Here is a 25,615-nt window from a genome sequence, read left to right as displayed (position 1 = left end):
CGGCAAGCAATAAATCGGTCGGGAGCAGATTTGCTCACCGTTTACAGGGCGAGTAACGCCAACCGCCAACGCCGCTGCAATTTGTAAGATGAGAGGTATATATCGGTTACAGGGACATTACTTATATGACCAATAGTTACACTATTATGATCGTTGATGACCATCCACTGATGCGCCGTGGTATCAGGCAATTACTTGAGATGGACCACAGCTTTGATGTCGTTGCTGAAGCTAACTGCGGCAGTGAGGCCATTACCGAAGCGGCCAAATGTCAGCCGGATGTGATTCTGCTCGACCTAAATATGAAGGGAATGTCCGGGCTGGATACACTCAAAGCATTGCGACATGACGGGATTGATGCGCGGATTATCGTGCTGACGGTTTCTGATGCTCGCAGCGATGTATATGCCATGATTGATGCCGGTGCTGATGGTTATCTGCTCAAAGACAGCGAACCGGAAATATTACTGGAAAATATCCGCCGGGCAGCACATGGCGAGAATGTATTCAGCAATGAGGTTGCACAGTATTTATCTTCCCGCCATGAAGAAATTAATCCTTTCGCTGAGTTAACTGAGCGCGAATTAGATGTGTTGCAAGAAGTGGCGCGCGGGATGTCCAATAAGCAGGTGGCGTTTGAGTTACACATTTCAGAAGAAACCGTAAAAGTGCATATCCGCAATTTATTACGTAAGTTAAATGTACGTTCGCGAGTGGCGGCAACCATCATGTTTTTGGAAAATAAAAAGTACTAACCACCACCCTATTATTTAATAGCGACCAAACTATTCGCTATCTGTAAGGCTACTCAATGGCTGCTAAAATAAAATCATGGTTGTCATATATCCATTTTTTGTTCAGTGGTCCCCAGTTATCCAACTGGTAGTAGCCTGCGTTATTGCGCACCCCATGTTGTACAAAAGTCAGAGTGATGCCCAAACCGGGCAGCGCCTTCAAGACATCCTGCAAGGTTCGCCGTGGCCAACCGGTCAATTCCATTAAACGCGGCACATTAAGCGAGTCACCGCTGCTGATTAACCAGCAGAGATAGAGACGACGGGCAAATACCGGATTTAGCTCCATAAAAATTCCTATTTTGAGTGACTGCTATTCCCTGCTTATTTAACATTGCAACCGGGCTGCCACGCTAAATTCTTGGGATATAATCAGTTTACCTGATGTCAGAGAAAACACCTGTTTATCACTATTTTCTACACAGAGGCGGATTAACTCAGCTTTATCGAGGTTTTTTACAGCTTCTCCATATTTTCTTCACGTTTCCCCCCGCATTCCCGCGTAAAGTGCACAGTAGATTCTGCTGTATCTGATTTTTTATTTATAGAGGCTGGCACTGCATGGCAAACTTTTTCATCGACCGCCCGATCTTTGCCTGGGTATTGGCGATAATTTTGTGTCTTACCGGGGCATTAGCAATCTCAACACTGCCTGTTGAGCAATACCCGAATCTGGCTCCGCCCAATGTTCGCATCAGCGCCTCATATCCAGGAGCCTCGGCACAAACACTGGAAAATACCGTCACGCAGGTTATCGAACAAAGCATGACCGGCCTTGATAAACTGCTGTATATGTCGTCGCAGAGCAGCAACTCCGGCAGTGCATCAATAACCCTGACGTTCCAGGCCGGAACTGATCCTAACGAAGCCATGCAACAAGTACAGAATCAGTTGCAATCTGCCATCAAAAAACTACCACAAGACGTACAACAGCAAGGTGTTTCAGTTTCAAAATCCGGTGATAATACCTTGATGATGCTGGCCTTTGTCTCCACCGATGGCAGTATGGATAAACAAGATATTGCCGACTATGTCGCCAGTAATCTGCAAGACCCACTCAGCCGTATCGAAGGGGTCGGCAGTATTGATGCTTTCGGTTCACAATATGCGATGCGTATCTGGTTGGACCCCAACAAACTCAATAATTATCAACTAACTACGCAAGATGTTGTCAGCGCTATCCAATCGCAAAATAGCCAGATAGCGGTGGGCCAATTAGGCGGTACCCCTTCAGTCGATAATCAAGCCTTGAATGCCACGATTAATGCTCAATCTCAATTACAAACACCGGAGCAATTTAGAGCGATCACGCTGCGCGTCAATCAGGACGGATCGCTGGTCACGCTAGGTGATGTGGCTAAAATTGAGATGGGTGCCGAAAGATATGATTACCTGAGCCGCTTTAATGGGCAGGCCGCCTCTGGGATGAGTATCAAGCTGGCCTCCGGGGCCAATGAACTGCAAACCGATGAGTTGGTTAAGGCACGGATAGCAGAACTGGCACCGTTCTTCCCGCACGGGCTTGAAGCTAAGATTGCTTATGAAACCACCCCGTTCGTTAAAGCCTCAATCAAAGATGTGGTAAAAACACTGTTGGAAGCCATTTTATTGGTTTTCCTGGTGATGTATCTATTTTTGCAGAATTTCCGCGCCACTCTTATCCCAACAATCGCCGTCCCTGTAGTGCTATTGGGTACGTTCGCTGTACTGTCGGCGTTCGGATTCAGTATTAATACCCTAACCATGTTCGCCATAGTATTGGCTATCGGGTTGTTAGTTGATGATGCCATCGTGGTGGTGGAAAACGTCGAACGAGTGATGAGCGAGGAAGGGCTAGACCCACGCGAAGCGACGCGTAAATCCATGGGGCAAATTCAGGGCGCATTGGTGGGTATAGCGCTGGTACTGTCTGCCGTGTTTATCCCGATGGCATTTTTCGGTGGCACCACCGGGGCCATCTACCGCCAATTCTCCATTACCATCGTTTCCGCCATGGTGCTTTCGGTGCTGGTAGCCTTGATTCTAACCCCGGCACTTTGCGCTACCATGCTCAAACCCATTCAGCCGGGGCATCATCACGCCAAGCGCGGCTTTTTCGGCTGGTTTAACCGCATGTTCGATCGTAATACTCACCGTTACGAGAAAGGCGTGGCTCAGGTGTTACATCATAGTTTGCGCTATATGTTGCTCTATTTTCTGCTGCTGGGCGGGCTGGCTCTGTTGTTTATCAAGTTACCAACGTCATTCTTACCATTGGAAGACCGTGGTGTGTTTATGGCACAAGTTCAACTTCCGGTGGGATCAACCCAGCAACAGACACTGAAAGTGGTTGAAAAAGTGGAGAACTATTTCCTGACGGAAGAAAAAAATAATGTGTTATCGGTATTCTCAACGGTGGGATCCGGCCCAGGCGGTAACGGCCAAAATGTGGCGCGCCTCTTCATTCGGCTGTCTGATTGGGAGCAGCGTAAAGAGAGTAATAATTCTTCTTTTGCCATTATTGAACGCGCCACCAAAGTATTTAATAAAATTGCCGAAGCCAGAGTGTCGGTCAGTAGCCCACCGGCCATTTCAGGCTTGGGTGGTTCCTCTGGTTTTGATATGGAATTACAAGATCACGGCGGTCTGGGCCATGACAAATTGATGGCTGCTCGCGATCAGTTATTACAGATGGCCGCTCAAGAGCCCGTACTGACCCGAGTGCGACATAATGGATTGGACGATAGTCCGCAGTTGCAGATAGATATCGATCAGCGCAAAGCACAAGCGTTGGGCGTAGCGCTGGATGATATTAACAACACGCTGAAAACGGCTTGGGGTTCAACTTATGTTAACGACTTTGTTGATCGCGGGCGGGTGAAGAAAGTTTATGTACAGTCTGAGGCCACCGCCCGTATGCTGCCGGAAGACGTTAACAAATGGTATGTTCGTAATAAAAGCGGCAGCATGGTGCCCTTCTCGGCGTTCTCTACCACCCGCTGGGAATATGGCTCACCACGATTGGAGCGCTATAACGGTTATTCTGCACTGGAAATTGTCGGTGAGGCGGCACCGGGTATCAGTACCGGTACTGCAATGGATGTCATGGAGAAGCTGGTCAAACAACTACCAAATGGTTTTGGGTTGGAGTGGACAGGCATGTCTTATCAGGAGCGGCTATCGGGTTCACAGGCCCCAGCGCTCTATGCTATCTCGTTATTGGTGGTGTTTTTGTGTTTGGCAGCATTGTATGAGAGCTGGTCAATACCCTTCTCTGTGATGTTGGTGGTGCCACTCGGGGTGATAGGTGCGGTGGCAGCCACCTGGATGCGCGGGTTGGAGAATGACGTTTATTTCCAGGTCGGGTTGCTAACCATTATTGGATTGTCGGCCAAAAATGCCATTTTAATCGTCGAATTTGCCAGTGAATTAAACAATAAAGGCAAAGATTTAGTCGAAGCCACTCTTGAGGCTTCCCGCCAGCGGTTGCGGCCTATTTTGATGACCTCACTGGCATTTATCTTTGGTGTGTTACCCATGGCTATCAGCCAGGGTGCAGGCTCTGGCAGCCAACACGCAGTCGGTACTGGCGTGATGGGAGGGATGATTTCAGCTACCGTGCTGGCGATTTTCTTTGTACCGTTGTTCTTTGTTCTGGTGCGTCGCCGCTTCCCAGGCAGGCCACCGCGCGCGAAAGAGTAGATTTCAAGCTGTAGGAAGACGGCAAGCAAGAGAATCCCGATGAGCTGACATCAAGTCAGTGATTCGGGTGAATGAGAGCAGCCAACACACCTACGGTTTGAAAGATGACGGGCATAAAAAAGGCAGAGCCAACATGGTCTCTGCCTTTCTGACGAGCGATTTTTCGCCCCTGGGTGTTGATAAGTCAATCGTTAAAACAACAAAAAGATAGTTACTCTTACTGCCGGTTTATTCGCTTATGCCTTGCGCAGCATAGCATCGATAAACTCTTTCCACGTACTTAACTCAAATTCAACCATAACATCCTCTCTAATTATCGCGGTTCATTATACGCCTGTTTTTTGAACAGTCAAAATTGAAAGCAAGCTATCTATCTGTTGAAATGGGATCTGTAGCAGAGATCTTGCTATCTGTTGAAATGGGATCTGTAGCAGAGATCTTGAATTTTGCCCTGTTGCTGAGTTTTATGGGCAAGCATTACATCGCTTGCCTGTTTTATCATTCGAGAGTAGCGTGCTCAGATATATAGGGGTAAACGCCGTTTTTGACAAAACCCGTTATTGGCAAAAGACAGAGCACAACCATGAAACACTCCATCGACTCATTAAAAGAGCTGGGCCGTTATGATGATGCGGTGGCACTGGCGCTAGACTTACTGCGTCGCTCACCCGATAACGCCAGCCTGCTATATAAGATTGCCTCACTGTATGATGTGCAGGGGTTGGAGTTGCAGGCAATCCCTTTCTACCGTGCCGCGATTGAGCACAATCTGGTAGGTAAAGAGTTGCAGGAGGCCTATCTGGGGCTGGGCAGCACTTATCGCGCTCTGGGGCTATATCAAGAGTCGCTGGACACATTTGACCGCGCGTTAGCTCATTTCCCGCAAGCGAAAGAGATAACCTTATTCCGTACCATGACGCTGTATAACCTCGGTGAAACCAAAGAGGCCGTCGCTGCATTATTGATATTGCTGGCTGAAACCTCAAACTATCAGGACATCAGCCTCTACCAAAAAGCGATTCGCCACTATGCCGCTGACCTTGACCGTATTGGTTAAATCAACAGCTCAGTTCTGATTACCGCCGCGCTAAACTACGCATAGCCGTCTGGATTCAAATCACATTTTCCCGCATTATGGGCAAATTGCCCCTTGCTCCGGGCAGCCGTCTACGCGGCTGGCCTGATTTGCCATTCTAGCCGAGGTATTATTTTTCCATGTCAGATAGCCCAGCCACCCCATCATTGCGCCTTTATGGCATTAAAAATTGCGATACCATAAAAAAGGCCTGCCGCTGGCTGGAAGAGCAAGGTATTGCCTATCAGTTTCACGATTATCGTGTGGACGGATTGAGTGACGAACGCCTGCAAGGTTTTATCGATAAACTGGGTTGGGAGCCATTGCTCAATACGCGCGGTACCACCTGGCGTAAATTGCCGCAGGCCCAGCGTGATGCAATCACCGATGCTCTGGCCGCCAAAGCGCTGATGCTAGAACAACCAGCCATAATTAAACGCCCGCTGCTGGAAGCCACCAATGGCGAGATGCTGCTGGGCTTCAAAATTGAAAGCTATCAACTATTCATTCAACAACATATTATTAAACAACACGTTATCGAGGTGCAATAACATGATCTGTCCGGTAATCGAACTGGCTCAACAATTAATTAAACGCCCGTCGCTCAGCCCTTCTGATGCGGGCTGCCAGGCGATCATGATTAAGCGCTTAGAAGCTATTGGTTTTACGGTAGAGCCCATGAATTTTGGCGATACCCTTAATTTCTGGGCATGGCGCGGCGAAGGTGAAACACTGGCATTTGCCGGTCATACCGATGTGGTTCCCACCGGTGATGAAAGCCATTGGAGCAGCCCACCGTTTGAACCGACCATTCGTGATGGCATGCTGTATGGCCGTGGTGCCGCCGATATGAAAGGCTCACTGGCCGCGATGGTGGTCGCCGCCGAACGTTTTGTTGCCGTTCATCCAGACCATAAAGGCCGGTTGGCATTTATGATTACCTCCGATGAAGAAGCCAAAGCCATTAACGGTACGGTCAAAGTCGTTAATGCGTTGATGGCACGCAATGAGCGGTTGGATTACTGTCTGGTTGGCGAACCCTCCAGTACTGACCGGGTCGGGGATGTGGTGAAGAATGGCCGCCGAGGTTCTATTACCGCCAACTTGCGTATCCATGGAATTCAAGGGCATGTGGCCTACCCTCATTTAGCCGATAATCCGGTTCATCGTGCCATGCCAGCCCTGAATGAACTGGTTGCTACGCAATGGGATGAAGGCAATGAGTTCTTCCCTGCCACCAGTATGCAAATTGCTAATTTACATGCTGGCACCGGCAGCAATAACGTGATTCCTGGTGAGTTCTATGTGCAGTTCAACTTCCGTTTCAGTACGGAACTGACCGACAGCATGATTAAGCAGCGAGTAGAGGCGCTGTTGGAACGCCATCAACTGAATTATACCCTCGAGTGGGTGTTGTCTGGTCAACCCTTCCTTACCGCAAGGGGCGCGCTGGTCGATGCAGTGGTTAATGCTGTTGAGCACTACACTGAAATCACTCCGCAATTGTTAACCACCGGTGGTACCTCTGATGGTCGTTTTATCGCTTTAATGGGCGCTCAAGTGGTGGAATTAGGGCCAGTTAATGCCACTATCCATAAAGTGAATGAATGTGTGCACGCCGCTGACTTGCAACTACTGAGCCGGATGTATCAGCGAGTTATGGAGCAGCTCATCGCATGACAACTAATACATTAACACCACAGATGCTTACCGGCCGTTCAACCGATCATCTGGCGGTGTTAAGCGGCAACCATCGTTTGCAACCACAGGCTGTTGCCGCTTTTCAAGCCATGCAGCAAGCCGCTGCGCGGGCGGGGTTCGATTTACAGCCTGCCAGCACTTTTCGCGATTTTGACCGCCAATTAGCGATCTGGAATGGTAAATTTCGCGGCGAGCGACCAGTATTAGATAAAGACAGCCAGCCGATGGACATTCGCCAACTTGATGCTCAGGCCCGCTGTGAAGCTATTTTGCGCTGGTCTGCCCTGCCAGGGGCCAGCCGCCACCACTGGGGCAGTGATCTGGATATTTACGATCCCTCCCTGTTGCCCGCAGAAACAAAATTACAACTGGAGCCATGGGAATACGATACTGGCGGCTATTTTTATCCGTTGACCCAATGGTTGGATGTTCATATGGCTGAATTTGGTTTTTACCGGCCATTTAGCGAAGACAACGGCGGTATTGCAGCAGAACCTTGGCACCTGAGTTATCGCCCGTTAGCTGCTGCGGCAGAACATTTACTGACACCCAACATTCTACTAGAAGCTTGGCAATCACAGGATGTGGCAGGTAGTGAGTGGCTGGCAAGCCATTTACCCATTATTTTTTCACGATTTATTCATACGCTATAGATTTCAAGATGCAGGAAGGCGGCAAACTTAGGCAGCCAACACCGGCAGTTTGAAAGATGACGGGTATATCAACGGAAGGAACTTAACCATGCACTGGTTAGCAGATTATTGGTGGATCATACTTATCCTGCTTGCGGGGATTATCTTAAACGGTATAAAGGAATTACGCCGCCTTGATCATAAACGTTTTTTAAAAAACAAACCGGAATTACCGCCTCATCGCGATAACAATGCGCAATGGGACGACGATGACGACTGGCCGGATAAGAACAAGAAAAATAAGTAAAGCTCGACTCATATCTCAAACGAAGGGGCCAGCCCCCTTCGTCAGGGTGAATTACCTCCCAGCAATATCATCACGCAAATGGTCGATAGCCAGTTTGAGCATTGGTTGATTAATACCATGCCCAGTATTGGCATCCAGATTCAATGTTACGCGACTGCCCAAAACCAGTAAGCTACTGGTTGCCGCTTTGGCATACCCCATAGGAATCACGCCATCCTGCTCACCATGAATAAAATGGATCACCACGTCAGCGATGGGTTGTTGTGGTAACGTCGCAAAACGCCCACTGAACGCAATAACCTGCCCGGCTAACTGCGGCTGAGCTTTCACACCCTCTAGTGACATAATTGTGCCCTGCGAAAAACCGACCAGAGTGGTCTGTGGTGCCCCAAGGCCACTCTTCTGTTGCCAATGACGTACAATATCAATGAATTGCGACATCACGGCGTCAACACGTTCCTGGCGACTATCCTCAGTAATACCTTGCACTGAGAACCACTGACGTCCACTCCCCATGCCACTGGCGAATGTACCATCAATACTGACTACCAGCGCCTGAGGAAAGGCTTGTGCAAAATGGCTACCAACCGGTGCCATTCCAGCGGCGCTATCACCAACACCATGAAACAACAGTATTAATTGTTCTGGCGTTGCAGGTTGCTGCACTACGATAGAAGTCTGATTCATCAAGCGGCCTTTAATCATTAAATGACAATACTATACGCCGCTGGTTTCGGAGAGATATTGGGTTTTATTGATGGAGTTGGTGGGAATTATTGAAGGTAACGGCGGATGCGGGATCTGACTCGATGGGTAATCGATTTACTCGAATAATTTCCTATCAACAAAACAGGCCAATTAGCCTGTTTTCATTATCATTATAAAGAGATGAGATCAAAGCGGTTTTACTATCACTTCGCCTTTGCGCTCAGCAACTTCTTTAGCGGCCATAAATCGTTTGAACATTTCGACTTTGCCATCATGAATCGCTTTAAAATCAATTTTACCCTTCGTGTGGGTAGTGCCGCGTTCGTATCGCATAACAAGCTCCATCATTTAGGTAGGTGAGATTACGCTCTCTGGCAAACCGCTTAACATACCTTGGATATATCGTATTTAAGGCTTCGTTCTCGGCAGAGAAATACAGAAGTTGTGTGCTTTCAATGTCAGCCACCCTGAGCATGAAGTCAACTAACGCGCTATAGAGATAATGTAACTCATGTAGCAGTAGATCAATTGAGCCTTCAGGCTTTGCAAATATCTGTGTCGGGTTTAGCTCTTCCTGCTGCCTATTGTAAAAACTGACAACAAAAACGAGTAATCCTCTGATTTTTTTACCAATCATACTGTGCATAGTGGCTGCCGCCACAGGATCTAAAGAGGGGGGACAGAACATTAGCCTCACGGTGATGGAACGTTTTTCATCTCCCGCAAAAACAAATTCAATATCAATGTACCCCATGCCATCTTCAATTTTTACTAATCCTTCAGTGACCAATCTGTGCGTGTGCATCTAGCCTGGTATCCTCGCTATACTCATCCTGAATATGGCGAATACCTTACCTTAAGAACCTCTTCAACACATCATGAGAAATTGAGTTTTAAGACAATAAAAGATAACTGTCATCAACCCTCTGCCATCCCCTCGGCTGCCTCTTGCCGCCAGCGCGCCACTAATGCTTTTCGCCCGGTGAGGGCTAGATTGTTAACAATCTGCGCGGGCGAAATACCCTGTTGTAAATAATACCTTAATGCGGGAAGGGGTAATTGACTGCGTAATAACAAACGCTGTAGAGCGGGTAAGCTCGCTTCTAACGGCCGAAAAGCAAAGGCAAAACCAGCCAATTCACGCCAGTCGTCGTCATTTAAGGAAATGTCAGGTTGTTGAGGCGGGGATAACGATAAGGGCGTTGGGATGTCTACCCATTGTTGCAACCAATACCAATCACGCTCTAATTGCTGCCGTGCTGCCTCACAGAGCGATTGCCCCGCCGGACTCAAGGGTGATACCGCCATTGCCGCGTAACAGCCGCTACTGGCTTCCTTATGGCTACCAATACGCACCAGATGAAAGCCGCAGGCACGCCAGAAGCATTCTAATTCGGGGGTATAACCAAAACTGACTGAAATATAATCAAGCCTCTCGCGCTGCCCACACGCAAGCTCGGCGGCAATCATCTGCCGGGCTATCCCCTGCCGCCGCCACGATGGCGCGACGGCGACTCGACTGATACGCCGCGACAGTAGGGTTGGTGCATGCCATTGCCCACTATGAGCAGCCAGTGATTGAGCCACCAAACTCCCCTTTGGCCGCCGTTTCCCTGCCCAAACGGCATGGGCTAATGCACTGCTAAGCCCCCCCTCATCCACCAGCCACAGAGCACCAATGACTGAATCAGCCACCTTAGCCGCAGAAAAATGCATCCCTGGCGCATCCATCAAACGCCGCAAATCAAGAGGGGTGGTGCGATAATGCGCACTGGCAAGCAAACCATAAAAACGTCGCAGCAATTCGGGGTGGTGCAACCAATCGCGCTGCTTACAGGGCATAATATCGACTGGCGCTGAGAGAGATTCGCGGTGTGGTAGCTCATCGTCAAATAGCATAACTTCATCCACGATGCGCTCTAGCGGATCACCGCTGGCCCAACGAATAGGGTCTGTTAGCGTCAGAGGATGCCAATCGCGTAGTGTTGTACAGAATTTCAATAAGAAACCGCGCCCGGTGCCTTCGTAGCCCTGCACCGTGGTGGTTAATAGTGCCCGTGGGAAATACACCAATAACGCCGATAGTAGTGCGGCAGGGATAGCCGCGGCCTCATCGATCAATAGCCAGTCAACCCCGCTAACGTCGTTTAACCGGCAGTAGTCTAACAGTGCATCTGGTGCCCAGAAACGTGCCCGCTCTCCTGCCCGCTCGCTCAGTACTTGTGTGGCAGCTTTACCCGGCCCGGTAACCCAGCAGCTACCGGGCCATTGTGCCACCAGCATACCGGCCAGCGTCGATTTACCACGCCCACGGGCTGCCGTCAGCACCCAAGTCCCTCGGTCTGCCTGCATCAGGCGTTGAAGGATAGTTTGCTGCTCCGTGGTAGGGGAACCGTCGGGCTGCTGCCAGTCCGGGCGAGAGTACGCCATAGGTATAGATAGCGGCTGATTCTGTTGCCACAAAATAACATCGGGATCAGCCTGAAGTTGACGTTGGAGATGGCGAATAAAATTCGGCGTGGTGATGGGGGTGAGTTGCTCGCTCCAGCGCAAGCTATCAGCGTCTGGTAAACATGGCCACCTGTCCCACTGCGGCACTAATAGCACCAGCCAGCTCCCAGCTTGCAATGCGCCAGCCAGCACCGCCAGCGCCTCGCTATTCAAACCCTCTGTGGCATCAAATACGCCATGTAACCCTTCCTGCCCAAGTAAGGTTTTAGCCGCTGTCGGGGGAATTGCGTTGCAAGTGTCAGGTGCCTGTTCTGCTATCCATAACCAATCACCTGGCAGTTGCTGACGCAGATTTAATGCCTGCTGGCGCGACCAATCTGCGCAGCCACTGAGGACCAGTAAACGCCGTATCCCCTGCCGCGCCATCAGCGGCTGACTGACCACAATCTCATTGATCACGCTACGATTTACCGATCACCAGTGAAAGCAAGCCCGCAGCAATCAATGGCCCAACCGGTACCCCTTTGAACAATGCAACACCCAGCACCGTTCCGACCAATAACCCTGCCACCACTGACGGTTGGTGAACCATCAACGACACGCCCCGGCCACCTAACCAAGAGACCGCGACCCCAACCACAATGGCTAATATCGATTTCCACTGCACAAAGGAGTGCAGCACCTCGCTGGCGCTAATTTTGCCGCTGGCAATCGGTGCCATAACCCCAATGGTCAGAATCAGTATGCCGATGGTTAAGCCATACTTTTCTATCCAAGGGAAAAACTGATTTAACGGAGTAATACGGATGGCAAGTAGTGTCAGAATAGCTAATGTGACGGTCATGTTGTGGCTAATGATACCTAGCGCAGCCAACGCCAATAGAATCAATAAAGTTGGATCAAGAGCGGCCATGGTTATCCCTGCCTTGCAATAAATGCCGGCAGCTAGCGTGCCGGTAAGAGGAAAGTGGTCTTATGATAATCTATTTATACTTTTCGTACCTGACGCTACAGCGCTGTTCGCTGTAACGCCGATGATTTTAGCTGATCAATTTAACGGGTTGAGAACGTGTTGCAGCTATTGGGATCACCGCTATCGAAGCCACGTTTAAACCAAGTATAACGCTGTTGTGATGTGCCATGAGTGAAGCTATCGGGGACGACACGCCCTTGCCTTTGCTGCTGTAAGCGATCATCCCCAATCGCCTGTGCTGCATTTAGTGCCGCTTGTAAGTCCCCCACTTCCAACACCTGCTGGTCTTCCATGGCTTTGCCCCACACGCCAGCAAAACAGTCTGCCTGTAATTCCATTTTGACCGAGAGGCGATTAGCTTCAGCCTGAGATGCACCCTGTTGCTGCTGACGCACTTTAGTATCAATACCCATCAAATGCTGCACATGGTGGCCAACTTCGTGAGCAATCACATAGGCCTGAGCAAAGTCCCCTCCGGCTCCCAGTTTATTCTTCATATCTTCATAGAAAGATAAATCGATATAAACCGTGCTGTCCGCCGGGCAATAAAACGGCCCCATAACGGACTGACCGGTGCCGCACCCCGTACGAGTTGCACCACGATACATCACCAGTTTAGGCTCCTGATAGGTGCGCCCCATTTTTTGGAAAATAGGTTTCCAAGCGTCTTCTGTATCCGCCAAAACGACTGATGTGAATTTGGCATATTGATCATCTTTGGTGCTGACTGAGCTTGGGGAACGTGGCTGTGTTTGAGTTTGTGACATCGGATCACCGCCATTTAACAGCGGGGTCAAGTCAAGCCCGTAGTAACCCGCCACCAACACTACAATCAGGATAACAATACCGCCCTTACCGCCAATCGGAGGGCGGAACCCGCCACCACCACCGGATGCGTCCCCGCGTCTGTCTTCTACATTGTCACTTTCACGACGACCTTGCCAACGCATAGCGATACTCCCAGATATTTTCCTTACATATTATCGTAGGAAATCTGTTTAGCTAATACCATTAAAAGCTTAAATGATTGGTGCTATTCGGGGAATTTGGCATTCACATACATGCTCAAAGTACTTAGCGGTACAATCAGGTGGCAAGTGAGAGACAAATCTGTCTGGAGCCTACCTGAATGCGGTTTGCAGCGGCCTCGCAGCAGAGATGGGCCGAGAGGTGAGCATAGCTAACAACGCGGTGGCGTTGAGTAAGAACAATGAGGGGAGATAGCAGCTATCTCCCCTGCGCCAGACAAACGTAATCGATTGCGCGGTTAGTCTAATTTTACGCCGATACGGTGTGCAACTTCTTCGTAGGCTTCAATCAAACCACCCAGGCTCTGGCGGTAACGGTCTTTATCCATCTTGTTCAAGGTTTTCTTATCCCACAAACGGCTACCATCGGGAGAGAACTCATCACCCAACACCACTTCGCCATTGAACAGGCCGAATTCCAACTTGAAGTCCACCAGGATTAAACCGGCATCATCAAACAGCTTACTCAGCACGTCATTAGCCAAATAGCTCAGTTCTTTCATGCGCGCCAATTGTGCTTCAGTTGCCCAACCGAAGGTTTTGCAATAAGTCTCATTGACCATCGGGTCATGCATGGCATCGTTTTTCAAAAACAGGTCGAACAGTGGTGGGTTCAGTTGCAAACCTTCTTCTATTCCTAAGCGTTTTACCAACGAGCCCGCTGCACGGTTACGGATAACACACTCAACTGGGATCATTTCCAGTTTTTTGACCAACACTTCGGTATCTGACAACAAGCGTTCCATTTGCGTTGGAATACCGGCGTCTTCCAATTTAGTCATAATGAAATGGTTAAATTTGTTATTTACCATCCCTTTACGATCGAATTGTTCAATGCGCTGACCATCCAGTGCTGACGTATCGTTGCGGAACTCCAATACCAATAGGTCAGGATTTTCGGTGGTATAGACGGTCTTCGCCTTCCCACGATACAACTCAGCTAGCTTTTGCATCTTAATTACTCCAGTAATGTGAAAATATAACTCGCCATAAAATGACTAAACCCTAAATAATTCGAGTTGCAGGAAGGCGGCAAGTGAATGACAAATTGGTTATAAACCATTTTGAACAGCGCCTGCGCTGACCTGTAGGGTGAGCCTTTGATGAGGCTCATAATCCCGATGAGCTTACTGTGTTGTAAGTGATTCGGGTGATTGAACGTAGCCAACACACATGCAGCTTGAAGTATGACGGGTTTAAAGGGGCCGAAGCCCCTTTGGTTTTATTTGGTACTTGTAGCACCAGTTTGGCTAAATGCTGCCTGGAACACCGCGACCAGAGCATCGTTCTGAGACTGAGTCAGAGTGTGCCCTTTCGGACCGATGAACTGTAAGCTACTGCGGTTATCGAGATCACCGACCTGTAACTTATAATCGCCTTCTGGCAATTCAGGGTCTTTGGCCCCCAACGCATCCCAACCACTGCTACTCATGGATTTATTGGTAACGTTAATCGAACCTTGCGGACGACTACGATCATTAACCTTCATGCCGATCTTCTCAAGGGCGGCTGGCAAACGTTCCCACAACACAGCATAAGGGGCACGTACAATCAGTTGCGGTAAACCAGTATCATCGCTGCCGCTTTGCACATCCAGCGTGCCGACTTTACGGGAAGCCTGACTGCTTTCGCTATCAGAACGCACTTTATCCAGACCTTCGATAATGGCATTCAGCATTGCGCCGTTGTAGCGCTGGATTTCGGTATAGCTGGTGACCGGTTGCCCACCTTGCTGTAACGCAAGGGATTTCACCACTAACACCAACTGATAACCTTGTTCCTGCACACTTATCTGATAACGGCCTTCAAACTGCACGTCTTCATCTGCACGGTTCCATTTGACCCAGTCAGTTGTCAACGTTTGGCTGGCATCCTGACGGCTGGCTATCGTCCAGTTTTTATCCTGAAGAACGCGAGTAACTTGTGCCCAAAGGTTACGATTTTGCGGGCTATTTTCTAACAATAGCTTGCTGGTATCGTTAGCATTTTCAGCGCGAGAACCGCTAAGCAATGCCAGTGGTTGTACCGGAGGACGGATGTCCAACTGTTTACCCACTGCGCCTTGAGAGTTGACGGAACGGATATCAAACTCACCATTCTGCACTGGCAGAATCATTCCTGCCGGTGAGTTAAGCGGCTTTAGCCCAGGAGCTTCAAGATAAGACTCGTCACCGCCAACCTGGCGTTTGTAGCGTTGGTCAGTGGAGCAACCTGCCAGCAGCATTGCCAGCGAAACACCCACAACCGTTACCACCGTCGACTTTTGCAATGTTATTGCCATCAAATTTCCCTAAGAGTTACAGCAAACCTGCGCTTTTCAGCGCGTCTTCCACAACCCGTTTAGCCGGGTCAGTCAGTGGGGTCATTGGCAGACGCAGAGTGTCATTCGCCATTAATCCCAGCTTCTTCGCGGCCCATTTCACCGGAATTGGGTTTGCTTCTACAAATAAATGCTGATGCAACGGCATCAAGCGCTGATTCAAACGGCGTGCCTCTGCAAAGTTACCCTGTGCCGCCAAGGCACAAAGTTCGGCCATTTCGCGCGCAGCAATGTTTGCCGTCACCGAAATAACACCTTTGCCGCCCAGTTGCATAAAGTCCAGTCCGCTCGCATCGTCACCACTGAGCAGGATGAAATCTTCATCATCAACCAGCACTTGGATCTGACTAACCCGACTTAAGTTCCCTGTTGCTTCTTTAACAGCAACAATATTTTTAATCTTAGCTAAGCGAGCAATGGTCGGCGGTAACATATCGCAACCGGTACGCGAAGGCACATTATAGAGAATTTGGGGTAAATCGGTACTTTCAGCAATCGCTTTGAAGTGTTGATACAACCCTTCCTGCATTGGCCGATTATAATATGGCGTGACAGTCAAACACCCCACTACGCCGGTATTATTAAACCGTTGTGTGAGAGAAATTGCTTCGGAGGTGGCATTAGCGCCGGTTCCGGCAATAACTGGGATGCGGCCATCGGCCAATTCGAGCGTCTGCATGACCACATCAACATGTTCGTCATGGTTCAGTGTTGCAGACTCACCCGTTGTGCCCACGGAGACGATCGCCGCCGTACCACTGGCCACATGGTAATCAATAAGTTTCTTCAGGCTTGCACGATCGACCACACCTTGGTCGTCCATCGGCGTTACCAGTGCAACTATGCTTCCTGTAAACATTGGACTTCCCGTAAACATTGCCCACCCCCTCCTTAAACAAGTTACTCATGGTACTTTTGACCTCTATCCAAAAGCAAGCAAACAACTGTGTTGTAAGCGCTTGGCAGCAGGTTTTTTTTATGTTTACCATGGTAACCCCAAAGAGCATGACAGGAAGAGCGATTTTGCCGCAGCTTGATGAACATTATCTGGTCATTACCGCACTGGGTGCTGACCGCCCAGGAATCGTGAATACCATCACCCGCCATGTCAGTAGCTGCGGTTGTAATATTGAAGATAGCCGGCTGGCAATGTTCGGTGAGGAGTTCACATTTATTATGCTGCTTTCAGGCAGTTGGAATGCGATTACCCTACTGGAGTCGACCTTGCCACAACGAGGGGCAGAGCTTGATTTGCTGATTGTGATGAAGCGCACCAACGCTCAGGGCCAAAAAGCGATGCCTGCCACAGTATGGGTAAAAGTTGAAGTCAATGACTCCCCCCATATTATCGAACGGTTTACCAACTTGTTCCATTGCCACAATATGAATATTGCAGAGTTGGTTTCCAAGACTCAACCGGCTGAAGGCGGCAATCCCCCTCGGTTACATATCCAGATTAGTGCGCACAGTCCCGCCAGCCAAAACAGTTCGATAATTGAACACGCTTTTTATCAGCTATGTACAGAACTCAACGCACAAGGCAGTATTAGCGTTGTGAACTATCCACAGCATGACTCACGAATGGAGAGTTAATAATGAGCCCATTGAAAGCCGGTGATATAGCGCCGAAGTTTAGTTTGCCAGACCAGGATGGCGAGCACATTAGTTTGGCCGACTTCCAGGGACAACGTGTCTTGGTCTACTTCTATCCTAAAGCCATGACACCTGGCTGTACTGTTCAGGCCTGTGGTCTGCGCGACAACATGGATGAATTGAAGAAAGCAGGTGTCGAAGTGCTCGGTATTAGCACCGATAAACCTGAAAAGCTGTCACGTTTTGCCGAAAAAGAGCTACTGAATTTCACATTGTTGTCTGATGAAGATCATCAGGTCGCAGAGCAATTTGGTGTCTGGGGCGAAAAAAGCTTTATGGGTAAAACCTATGACGGTATCCACCGTATCAGTTTCTTAATTGATGCGGACGGTAAGGTGGAGCATGTATTTGATAATTTCAAAACCACCAACCACCACGAAATTGTAATGGATTACTTGCGCCAAAGTGCCTGAGTCATCACACACTGGCCTTGGCCGAAAGTTGCAAAAAAAGAGCGCTCAAGCGCTCTTTTTTATTCGTCATATCTTCATATACTCTAAATAATTCGAGTTGCAGGAAGGCGGCAACTAAGTGAAGCCCCAAGAGCTTACATAAGTAAGTGACTGGGGTGAACGAAGGCAGCCAACGCAGATGCAGCTTGAAGTATGACGAGTATAAGTTAATCTGCGTCGGGGATAAACTCCTCCGGCCAGGCGTGAATAACCGCTTTCACCAGCGTAGCTAACGGGATAGCAAAGAATACCCCCCAAAAGCCCCACATGCCGCCAAAAATGATCACTGACAGAATAATCACCAATGGATGCAGGTTTACGGCCTCTGAGAACAGTACCGGCACCAGCAAGTTGCCATCCAGCCCTTGTACTACCAGATAGGCGATAAAAAGTGTCCAGAAATCCGCCCCAACCCCCCACTGGAATAATGCCACCAGCACCACTGGAATAGTGACAATCACGGCACCAATATAAGGAATCAGTACCGAGAAGCCGACTAACACCGCCAATAACAGCGCGTAATTCATACCCATAACAAAGAACACTAAATACGTGGCGATGCCAACAATCACCATCTCCAATACTTTGCCACGAATATAGTTGGTTATCTGCTGGTTCATTTCCAGCCAGACTTGCCCAGCCAGACCACGATTACGTGGTAAAATACGCCGCACCGCATTCAGCATCTGCTCTTTATCTTTGAGCAGGAAAAACAGCATCAGTGGCACCAGAATCAGATAAATTGCTAATGTCAGTAAACCTATCAATGAAGCAAGAGAGATTTTAACCACTGACTCCCCCATCCCTGACAGCTTACTTCGCAGATTTTCCGCCATCATATCGACAATCCCGGCATCCACCAGCGCAGGGTAACGTGAAGGCAACGTCTGAGCAAATGCATTGAATTTATTGAGCATTTTCGGCATATCTGATATCAGATTATTGCCCTGTTGCCACACCGTAGGCGCCACAACAAATACAGCCAGGAGTGTGATACCACCGAAAATCACCAGCACGATACTGGCAGCCCAAGGACGCGAACAACCAATACGCTGTAATCGGGCGGTTGGCCATTCTAACAAATACGCCAACACGATCGCCGCCAGCAGAGGAGCCAAAATGCCACTAAAGAAGTAGAGAATGCAGAATCCAACCAACAGAATAACCAATAAAGCGATAACCTGCGGGTCGGTAAAACGCCGACGATACCACTGTAACAACAGCTCTAGCATCCGTAATTGCTCCTTAAGTACCATGAGAGAACGACAAATTGGTCGTCCCCTTTAACCGCCCCGACACGCAGGGACATAACCCGAAGGTAAATTGTTCTCGTCAGACGTTCCCTTATCTCCCCATGCTGGCTAAGATAGTTGCGAGCCTCAGCAACGGATGTTGAGCTTAACCTTTGACGTATTTGATGCTATTTATGAGATCTTACCCAATAGATTTCAAGATGCGGGAAGGCGGCAAGCAAGAGAACCCCGATGAGCTTACACCTGCAATTTGAAAGATGACGGGTATAACCCGCTTTCGTGATGATTGTACTGGAGAGCAGAGCAAGGAAGAAGAACTCTTACACATCTCGGAGTCTAATTGTCATTACATTAGCAAGGGCAGCCTCATTTATGACTTATCGGTTAACTAAAACAGGTCGGTTAAGTAAGACAATGATCGCCACACTACTCAGTAGCTTGCTGCTCACTGGCACTATACCAGCCAGCGCTGAGACGCAAGATCTGCTGCCCGATATTGGCACCTCTGCGGGTGCCACACTGAGTATCGATCAGGAAAATGCAATGGGGGATTTTTATGTCCGCCAAATGCGCGCCAGCACACCGCTGATTTATGATCCGCTATTGACCCAATATATCAATACGCTGGGTAATCGGCTGGTCGCCAATGCCTACTCGGTACGAACCCCGTTTCATTTCTATTTAGTGAATAACGATCAGATTAACGCCTTTGCTTTCTTCGGTGGCAATGTGGTGCTCCACTCTGCCCTGTTCCGCTATACCGAGAACGAAAGTGAATTGGCATCCGTATTAGCGCATGAAATATCCCATGTGACTCAACGCCATCTGGCGCGTGCGATGGAAGAGCAGCAACGAATGGCACCGCTGACGTGGGTCGGGGTATTAGGTTCTATTCTGTTAACCATGGCCAGCCCACAAGCGGGGATGGCAGGTTTGAGCGGCACGTTAGCAGGCGCTCAACAGGGCGTCATCAGCTTTACTCAAGGCAACGAACAGGAAGCTGACCGTATAGGTATTCAGGTATTGCAACGCTCCGGGTTTGATCCGCAGGCCATGCCTAATTTCCTGCAAAAACTGGCCGATCAGTCACGATATGCGTCAAAGCCACCGGAAATGCTGCTAACTCACCCCTTACCGGACAGCCGTTTATCTGATGCGCGTAACCGCGCTAATCAGATGAAACCGCACCCTATCACGTCATCACAAGATTACTTATTCGCCAAAGTTCGTATTCTGGGCATGTATGGTTCAACTGAAAACAGCCTCACGCCAGACCTGCTGGAAAAATTGAGTAAAGGCACGGTGCGCGAGCAACTGGCGGCTAAATACGGTCAAGCCATTTTGTGGTACCAGGCCAAAAAGTACGATGAAGCTCGCAATCAGTTACAGCCCCTGTTAGCGCAGCAGCCAGGCAATATTTGGTTCCTTGATTTGATGACTGATATCGATCTGGGGCAAAACAAAACAGCCGCTGCCATTGCCCGCCTGCAAGCGGCAACCGCTAAACAAAATGATGAGCCGGTGTTGCAATTGAATCTGGCCAACGCGTATGTTCAGGGCGGCCAACCGGCGGCAGCGGTCAAAATACTCAACCGTTACACCTTCGCTAATCCAAACGATCCTAATGGTTGGGATTTGTTAGCCCAGGCGGCCGCTGCACTGGGTTTACGCGATCAGGAGCTGGCTGCTCGGGCAGAGAGTCTGGCCTTGAGTGGTAAATTGCCGCAGGCCATTGGCCTGCTCAGCGATGCCAGCGCCCGGGTGAAATTGGGGAGCCTGGAACAAGCGCGTTATGATGCACGCATTGACCAGTTGCGCCAGCTAGATAAGCGCTTCCAGAAATACCAGAAGTCTTAAGGAAATTTATCATGAAAGATGTCACGTTTTATCATAACCCACGCTGCTCCAAAAGTCGGGAAACACTCGCACTGGTTGAACAGCAGGGTATTCAACCACAGGTCATATTATATTTAGACCACCCACCGTCAGTAGCGGGGTTAAAAGTGTTACTGCAACAACTCGGCTTTCATGACGCCCGGCAGCTTATGCGTACCAAAGAAGATCTCTACAAAACACTGAATTTGGCAGATGAGGCACTAACGCAGGATCAGTTGCTGCAAGCAATGAGCGATAACCCAAAACTGATCGAGCGCCCGATTGTAGTTTATAACGGCCAGGCACGCATCGGCCGCCCGCCAGAGCAGGTACTTGAGATTTTACCGTAACTTGATTGCACCCCATGATTGAACGCTGCGTATCGAAGCGAGGCCAATGGATGGGCCGGGTAACCCACGCAGCGCCCCCTACCACTTGGCAAAGGAAGGGGATTAAAGGCTAAGGGTTTCTTTTACAAAAGGAATGGTGAGCTTACGCTGGGCGGTGATAGAGGCCCGATCAAGTTGATCCAGGGTCATAAATAGTGTGCGCATTTCCCGATCCAACCGTTTTAGCAAGAAACGGCCAACGTCCTCAGGTAATTCAAAACCACGTAATTTGGCACGTAACTGTAATGCCTGCAATTTCTCATCATCTGACAACGGCTGCAATTTATAGATCTGCCCCCAATCCAGGCGCGAGGCCAAATCAGGCAAACCGAGATTTAACTGCCGTGGTGGGCGATCACCGGTAATCAATAAACGGGTACGGCCAGTTTCAACAATGCGGTTATAGAGATTAAATATCGCCATTTCCCACTGCTCATCACCCGCAATACACTCAATGTTATCAATACACACCAGCGCCAATTGCTCCATACCATCCAGCACTTCGGGCACAAAATAAGCGCGTTTATCAAGCGGGACGTAGCCTACCGCCTCACCTTTTTGCGATAACTCTGCACAAGCGGCATGTAATAGATGGCTCCGGCCACCGCCTTCGCGCGACCAAAAATAGATATAACTGCCGTGGGACTGATGAACCGTGGACTGGATCGCCGCTAACAGGGACGGGTTCTCCCCCGGATAAAAACTGGCGAAAGTTTCATCATCGGGAAGATAGAGTGGCAGTGAAAGCTGTGCCGGCGTATTCAGAAGCACCTCAACCAACAAAACGGGCGGGAAAACGTGGCAAGCTTACCACAAAAATTAACAACAGCATAAAAACCTGATCTAGAGCGAAAAACTGGCCGAACCCACAATAACCGCGCGGCCAGATATCACTTTTTATTGTGCCAATATTAACGCGCGGACTCGTCTTCCTGAGCGTCAATAATCTCTTCTTCAGGGCGAATCAGACTGATCACTTTAAACAGCAGACTCAAGCCAATCCCCACAACCGTTGCCAAAGCCATGCCTTTCAGTTCGGTTGCGCCAATGTTCACTTTCGCGCCACTCACCCCGATGATCAGGATAACAGAGGTTAAGATCAGGTTTTGTGCTTTGTTATAGTCAACTTTTGACTCAATCAACACGCGGATACCTGATGCGGCAATAACACCGTACAACAGCAGTGAGACACCGCCCATTACCGGCACCGGCACCGCTTGAATCGCAGCGGCCAATTTACCGATACAAGACAGCATGATCGCCAGAATCGCAGCACCACCGATCACCCAAGTACTGTAAACACGGGTGATCGCCATAACACCGATATTCTCACCATACGTGGTATTGGGGGTTGAGCCAAAGAAGCCGGAAATCACCGTCGAAATACCGTTGGCAAACATCGAGCGATGCAAACCAGGGTCACGAATCAAATCTTTTTTCACGATATTAGCAGTGACCACCAAGTGACCGATATGTTCAGCAATAACCACCAGCGCCGCAGGCAAGATGGTCAAAATAGCGAACCATTCAAAACGTGGGGTATAAAACGTCGGTAAGGCAAACCAATGGGCCTGACTAATTGGGGTTAAATCAACCACCCCCATCACGAATGACAAAGCATAGCCAACCAACACACCAATCAAGATAGGGATAATGGCGAAGAAGCCACGGAACAGCACCGATCCCAGAATGGTTACCCCTAACGTCACCATTGAAATGATGATAGTGGTTGAATCTACTGTCACACCTTGGGCAGGCAATAATCCGGCCATACCCGCAGCAACGCCAGCTAACTCAAGGCCGATAACGGCAACAATCGCCCCCATCGCCGCGGGCGGGAACAGCACATTCAGCCAACCCGTCCCGGCTTTTTTCACAATCAGCGCCACCAGACAAAACAGCACGCCGCACATGATGAAACCACCCAAGGCAACTTCGTATCCCAAAGGTAATAACAGCAGTACCGGTGAGATAAACGCAAAACTTGAACCGAGGTAAGCTGGGATCTTTCCCTTACAAATGAACAGATAGAGCAAGGTTCCGATACCGTTGAACAGCAGCACCGTCGCCGGGTTAATTTTAAACAGAATAGGAACTAAAACGGTGGCACCAAACATGGCGAACAAATGTTGAAAACTCAGGGGGATCGTCTGGAGCAGCGGTGGACGCTCGCTGACACCGATGGTGCGACGGCTCATTTCTCTATCCTCTTAATGGTGTGTTTAAAAATGATTTTGCTAAAAGTTATTCAAAAAAAAGCCGACTATCGAGTCGGCTATCATCAGTTATTTTGTTCCGAAAATCTTATCCCCGGCATCACCCAAACCTGGGATGATGTAACCGTGTTCGTTCAGGCACTGATCGATGGCGGCGGTATACAGCTCTACGTCTGGATGCGCTTCTTCCAGCGCTTTGATACCCTCCGGTGCGGCAACCAATACCAACACTTTAATGCTCTGGCAGCCCGCCTTCTTCAGCAAATCGATAGTCGCAATCATCGAACCACCGGTTGCCAGCATAGGGTCAACAACCAACGCCATACGTTCGTTGATATCGGCAACCAGTTTCTGGAAATACGGTACCGGTTTTAATGTTTCTTCATCACGATAGACACCCACCACGCTGATGCGGGCACTCGGTATGTTCTCCAACACCCCTTCCATCATACCTAAACCGGCACGTAGAATCGGCACCACCGTAATTTTCTTACCTTTAATCTGCTCAATCTCTACCGGCCCGTTCCAACCCTCGATGGTAACTTTCTCAGTTTCCAGATCGGCGGTTGCCACGTAAGTCAGCAAACTCCCTACTTCAGACGCTAACTCGCGAAAACGCTTCGTGCTGATATCATTCTCACGCATCAAACCAAGTTTATGTTTTACTAGCGGGTGTTTCACCTCAACGATCTTCATTATTTTTCTCCTGGTTAGGCGGTTGACGGCCAAAAAAATCGCGAGATTATACCGCCTTTTTTTTTGAACGCCACAATGAATAGCCTGATTCAGATCAATAGAAAATCAATCTTAAGTCAAGAAAGCTAAAAATCAGCGTGATATCACAAGCTACTCGCAAACGTTTGCCTGCGCTGTTAGAATTATCGCGTTTTATTCCTAATACCCAAAATAATTGGAGTTGCAGGTAGGCAGCAAGCGAACACATCTCGATAAGCTCACTCAAGTAAGTGATTCGAGTAAGTGAACGGTGCTAACCCTGCGGCTTCAAGGATGAAGGGATAAGCTCAAACAGCCAACCGCCGTGGGGACCTCGCAGTGACCAACAAAACCTCTCTCAGCTATAAAGACGCAGGCGTAGATATCGATGCCGGTAATGACCTTGTTGATCGCATAAAAGGTGTGGTTAAACAGACTCGTCGCCCAGAAGTGATGGGTGGATTGGGCGGGTTCGGTGCCCTGTGTGCTTTGCCGCAAAAATACCGTGAACCTATTTTAGTCTCAGGCACCGACGGCGTGGGCACTAAGCTGCGCCTGGCGATGGACCTGAAACGTCACGATACCATTGGTATCGATTTAGTAGCTATGTGTGTCAATGACCTGGTGGTTCAGGGTGCTGAACCGCTGTTCTTCCTTGACTACTTCGCTACCGGTAAACTGGATGTGGAGACTGCCGCCAGTGTGATTACCGGTATCGCCGAAGGGTGTAAACAATCAGGTTGTGCACTGGTTGGCGGCGAAACCGCAGAAATGCCGGGGATGTACCACGGTGAAGATTATGACGTTGCCGGTTTCTGCGTTGGTGTAGTTGAAAAGTCTGAAATCATTGATGGCAGCAAAGTGACACCGGGTGATGCGTTGGTTGCCTTAGGTGCCAGCGGCCCACACTCCAATGGTTATTCACTGGTACGCAAAATTCTGGAAGTCAGCAATACCAATCCTGAGCAAACTCAGTTGGGCGGTAAATCACTGGCTGACCATTTGCTTGAACCGACCAAAATCTACGTTAAATCCATTCTCAGCCTGATTGAGCAGCTTGATATTCATGCTATTGCTCACCTGACTGGCGGCGGCTTCTGGGAAAACATCCCACGGGTATTACCCGCAGGGACTCAAGCGGTTATCGACGAAGCTAGCTGGCAGTGGCCCGCGGTATTTAGTTGGTTGCAACAAACCGGCAATGTCAGCCGCCACGAAATGTATCGCACCTTTAACTGCGGTGTCGGCATGGTGGTTGTGCTCCCAGCAGAACTGGCTGATATTGCCGTTGAGTTACTGACTGCATCCGGTGAGAAAGCCTGGAAAATCGGTGTGATTGCTGCGGCGACTGACGGTGCAGAGCAAGTCATCATCAATCCATAACATTGCTGAC

The 25,615-nt window shown here is 49.3% G+C and carries 26 protein-coding genes; 12 read left to right on the top strand and 14 right to left on the bottom strand.

Going from position 1 to position 25,615, the window contains the following annotated elements; translation table 11 throughout:
* The first annotated feature begins 125 nt into the window (after positions 1–125).
* Complete coding sequence (gene narP, locus EL015_RS06120) at positions 126–755, top strand: nitrate/nitrite response regulator protein NarP (RefSeq protein WP_032905981.1); 630 nt, start codon at positions 126–128, stop codon at positions 753–755.
* A gap of 49 nt (positions 756–804) precedes the next feature.
* On the opposite strand, the gene EL015_RS06115 is transcribed toward narP, so the two are convergent.
* Entirely contained in the window at positions 805–1,083 is a 279-nt protein-coding gene (locus EL015_RS06115; RefSeq protein ID WP_005183867.1) for a winged helix-turn-helix domain-containing protein, read from the bottom strand.
* 272 nt (positions 1,084–1,355) lie between these two features.
* Between EL015_RS06115 and acrD the strand changes: the two genes are divergently transcribed.
* The 6 genes from acrD (at position 1,356) to EL015_RS06085 (ending at position 8,190) form a co-directional block, all read left to right on the top strand.
* Positions 1,356–4,475 carry a multidrug efflux RND transporter permease AcrD gene (gene acrD / locus EL015_RS06110; protein ID WP_005183869.1) on the top strand — a complete coding sequence of 1,040 codons (3,120 nt, stop codon included), beginning with the start codon at positions 1,356–1,358 and terminating at the stop codon, positions 4,473–4,475.
* A gap of 583 nt (positions 4,476–5,058) precedes the next feature.
* A complete protein-coding gene (locus EL015_RS06105) occupies positions 5,059–5,532 on the top strand; it encodes a tetratricopeptide repeat protein (RefSeq protein ID WP_005183873.1) in 474 nt (157 codons plus the stop codon).
* A 158-nt stretch (positions 5,533–5,690) separates the two neighbouring features.
* Entirely contained in the window at positions 5,691–6,101 is a 411-nt protein-coding gene (locus tag EL015_RS06100; RefSeq protein WP_005183893.1) for an ArsC family reductase, read from the top strand.
* A 1-nt stretch (position 6,102) separates the two neighbouring features.
* Positions 6,103–7,230 carry a succinyl-diaminopimelate desuccinylase gene (dapE, locus tag EL015_RS06095; protein WP_005183895.1) on the top strand — a complete coding sequence of 376 codons (1,128 nt, stop codon included), beginning with the start codon at positions 6,103–6,105 and terminating at the stop codon, positions 7,228–7,230.
* Entirely contained in the window at positions 7,227–7,904 is a 678-nt protein-coding gene (locus EL015_RS06090; protein ID WP_032905984.1) for a M15 family metallopeptidase, read from the top strand. Before dapE ends, EL015_RS06090 begins: the two co-directional genes overlap by 4 nt.
* An 88-nt stretch (positions 7,905–7,992) precedes the next feature.
* Positions 7,993–8,190, top strand: coding sequence for a YpfN family protein (locus EL015_RS06085; protein ID WP_005183900.1), 198 nt, complete (start codon positions 7,993–7,995; stop codon positions 8,188–8,190).
* A gap of 51 nt (positions 8,191–8,241) precedes the next feature.
* Here the strand turns inward: EL015_RS06085 and ypfH are convergent, their stop codons facing one another.
* The 9 genes from ypfH to dapA all read right to left on the bottom strand — a co-directional run bounded on the left by ypfH (position 8,242) and on the right by dapA (position 16,529).
* Positions 8,242–8,877 (bottom strand): esterase, encoded by a 636-nt coding sequence (ypfH, locus tag EL015_RS06080; protein ID WP_032906017.1) that lies wholly within the window; start codon positions 8,875–8,877, stop codon positions 8,242–8,244.
* A 207-nt stretch (positions 8,878–9,084) separates the two neighbouring features.
* Entirely contained in the window at positions 9,085–9,231 is a 147-nt protein-coding gene (locus tag EL015_RS21675) for a hypothetical protein (RefSeq protein ID WP_005183905.1), read from the bottom strand.
* Entirely contained in the window at positions 9,194–9,703 is a 510-nt protein-coding gene (locus tag EL015_RS06075; protein WP_032905986.1) for a hypothetical protein, read from the bottom strand. Before EL015_RS06075 ends, EL015_RS21675 begins: the two co-directional genes overlap by 38 nt.
* Positions 9,704–9,816: 113 nt before the next feature.
* Positions 9,817–11,808: a tRNA(Met) cytidine acetyltransferase TmcA gene (locus EL015_RS06070; RefSeq protein ID WP_005183906.1), complete on the bottom strand. Its 1,992-nt coding sequence runs from the start codon at positions 11,806–11,808 to the stop codon at positions 9,817–9,819.
* Position 11,809: 1 nt separating this feature from the next.
* Positions 11,810–12,262 (bottom strand): DUF441 domain-containing protein, encoded by a 453-nt coding sequence (locus tag EL015_RS06065; protein ID WP_005183907.1) that lies wholly within the window; start codon positions 12,260–12,262, stop codon positions 11,810–11,812.
* A 140-nt stretch (positions 12,263–12,402) separates the two neighbouring features.
* Positions 12,403–13,272: a KPN_02809 family neutral zinc metallopeptidase gene (gene ypfJ / locus EL015_RS06060; RefSeq protein WP_005183908.1), complete on the bottom strand. Its 870-nt coding sequence runs from the start codon at positions 13,270–13,272 to the stop codon at positions 12,403–12,405.
* A gap of 317 nt (positions 13,273–13,589) precedes the next feature.
* Complete coding sequence (gene purC, locus EL015_RS06055) at positions 13,590–14,303, bottom strand: phosphoribosylaminoimidazolesuccinocarboxamide synthase (RefSeq protein WP_005183911.1); 714 nt, start codon at positions 14,301–14,303, stop codon at positions 13,590–13,592.
* A 269-nt stretch (positions 14,304–14,572) separates the two neighbouring features.
* Positions 14,573–15,631 (bottom strand): outer membrane protein assembly factor BamC, encoded by a 1,059-nt coding sequence (gene bamC, locus EL015_RS06050; RefSeq protein WP_005183916.1) that lies wholly within the window; start codon positions 15,629–15,631, stop codon positions 14,573–14,575.
* Between the two features lie 16 nt (positions 15,632–15,647).
* On the bottom strand, positions 15,648–16,529 hold the full coding sequence (dapA, locus tag EL015_RS06045; RefSeq protein ID WP_005183919.1) for a 4-hydroxy-tetrahydrodipicolinate synthase: 882 nt from the start codon (positions 16,527–16,529) through the stop codon (positions 15,648–15,650).
* A gap of 164 nt (positions 16,530–16,693) precedes the next feature.
* Between dapA and EL015_RS06040 the strand changes: the two genes are divergently transcribed.
* Positions 16,694–17,263, top strand: coding sequence for a glycine cleavage system transcriptional repressor (locus tag EL015_RS06040; protein ID WP_032906018.1), 570 nt, complete (start codon positions 16,694–16,696; stop codon positions 17,261–17,263).
* A gap of 2 nt (positions 17,264–17,265) precedes the next feature.
* On the top strand, positions 17,266–17,736 hold the full coding sequence (gene bcp / locus EL015_RS06035; RefSeq protein WP_005183922.1) for a thioredoxin-dependent thiol peroxidase: 471 nt from the start codon (positions 17,266–17,268) through the stop codon (positions 17,734–17,736).
* Between the two features lie 206 nt (positions 17,737–17,942).
* On the opposite strand, the gene EL015_RS06030 is transcribed toward bcp, so the two are convergent.
* On the bottom strand, positions 17,943–19,007 hold the full coding sequence (locus EL015_RS06030; RefSeq protein ID WP_032905988.1) for an AI-2E family transporter: 1,065 nt from the start codon (positions 19,005–19,007) through the stop codon (positions 17,943–17,945).
* 393 nt (positions 19,008–19,400) lie between these two features.
* On the opposite strand from EL015_RS06030, the gene bepA reads away from it, so the two are divergent.
* Both bepA and arsC read left to right on the top strand, forming a co-directional pair.
* Positions 19,401–20,885 carry a beta-barrel assembly-enhancing protease gene (bepA, locus tag EL015_RS06025; RefSeq protein WP_050073534.1) on the top strand — a complete coding sequence of 495 codons (1,485 nt, stop codon included), beginning with the start codon at positions 19,401–19,403 and terminating at the stop codon, positions 20,883–20,885.
* Between the two features lie 11 nt (positions 20,886–20,896).
* A complete protein-coding gene (gene arsC / locus EL015_RS06020) occupies positions 20,897–21,253 on the top strand; it encodes an arsenate reductase (glutaredoxin) (RefSeq protein ID WP_005183948.1) in 357 nt (118 codons plus the stop codon).
* Positions 21,254–21,355: 102 nt separating this feature from the next.
* Here arsC and hda read toward each other — a convergent pair whose 3' ends face one another.
* The 3 genes from hda to upp form a co-directional block, all read right to left on the bottom strand.
* Entirely contained in the window at positions 21,356–22,063 is a 708-nt protein-coding gene (gene hda / locus EL015_RS06015) for a DnaA inactivator Hda (RefSeq protein ID WP_032906019.1), read from the bottom strand.
* Between the two features lie 140 nt (positions 22,064–22,203).
* Positions 22,204–23,490, bottom strand: a complete 1,287-nt coding sequence (gene uraA / locus EL015_RS06010) for a uracil permease (protein WP_005183953.1) — start codon at positions 23,488–23,490, stop codon at positions 22,204–22,206.
* A gap of 87 nt (positions 23,491–23,577) precedes the next feature.
* Complete coding sequence (gene upp / locus EL015_RS06005; RefSeq protein ID WP_005183956.1) at positions 23,578–24,204, bottom strand: uracil phosphoribosyltransferase; 627 nt, start codon at positions 24,202–24,204, stop codon at positions 23,578–23,580.
* 357 nt (positions 24,205–24,561) lie between these two features.
* On the opposite strand from upp, the gene purM reads away from it, so the two are divergent.
* Positions 24,562–25,605 (top strand): phosphoribosylformylglycinamidine cyclo-ligase, encoded by a 1,044-nt coding sequence (gene purM, locus EL015_RS06000; protein ID WP_005183961.1) that lies wholly within the window; start codon positions 24,562–24,564, stop codon positions 25,603–25,605.
* The last annotated feature ends 10 nt before the right edge of the window (positions 25,606–25,615 follow it).

Source organism: Yersinia intermedia (assembly GCF_900635455.1).
Classification (GTDB): Bacteria; Pseudomonadota; Gammaproteobacteria; order Enterobacterales; family Enterobacteriaceae; genus Yersinia; species Yersinia intermedia.
The sequence above is the reverse complement of the archived record's forward strand: the minus strand, read 5'-3'. Positions and strand labels throughout refer to the sequence as shown.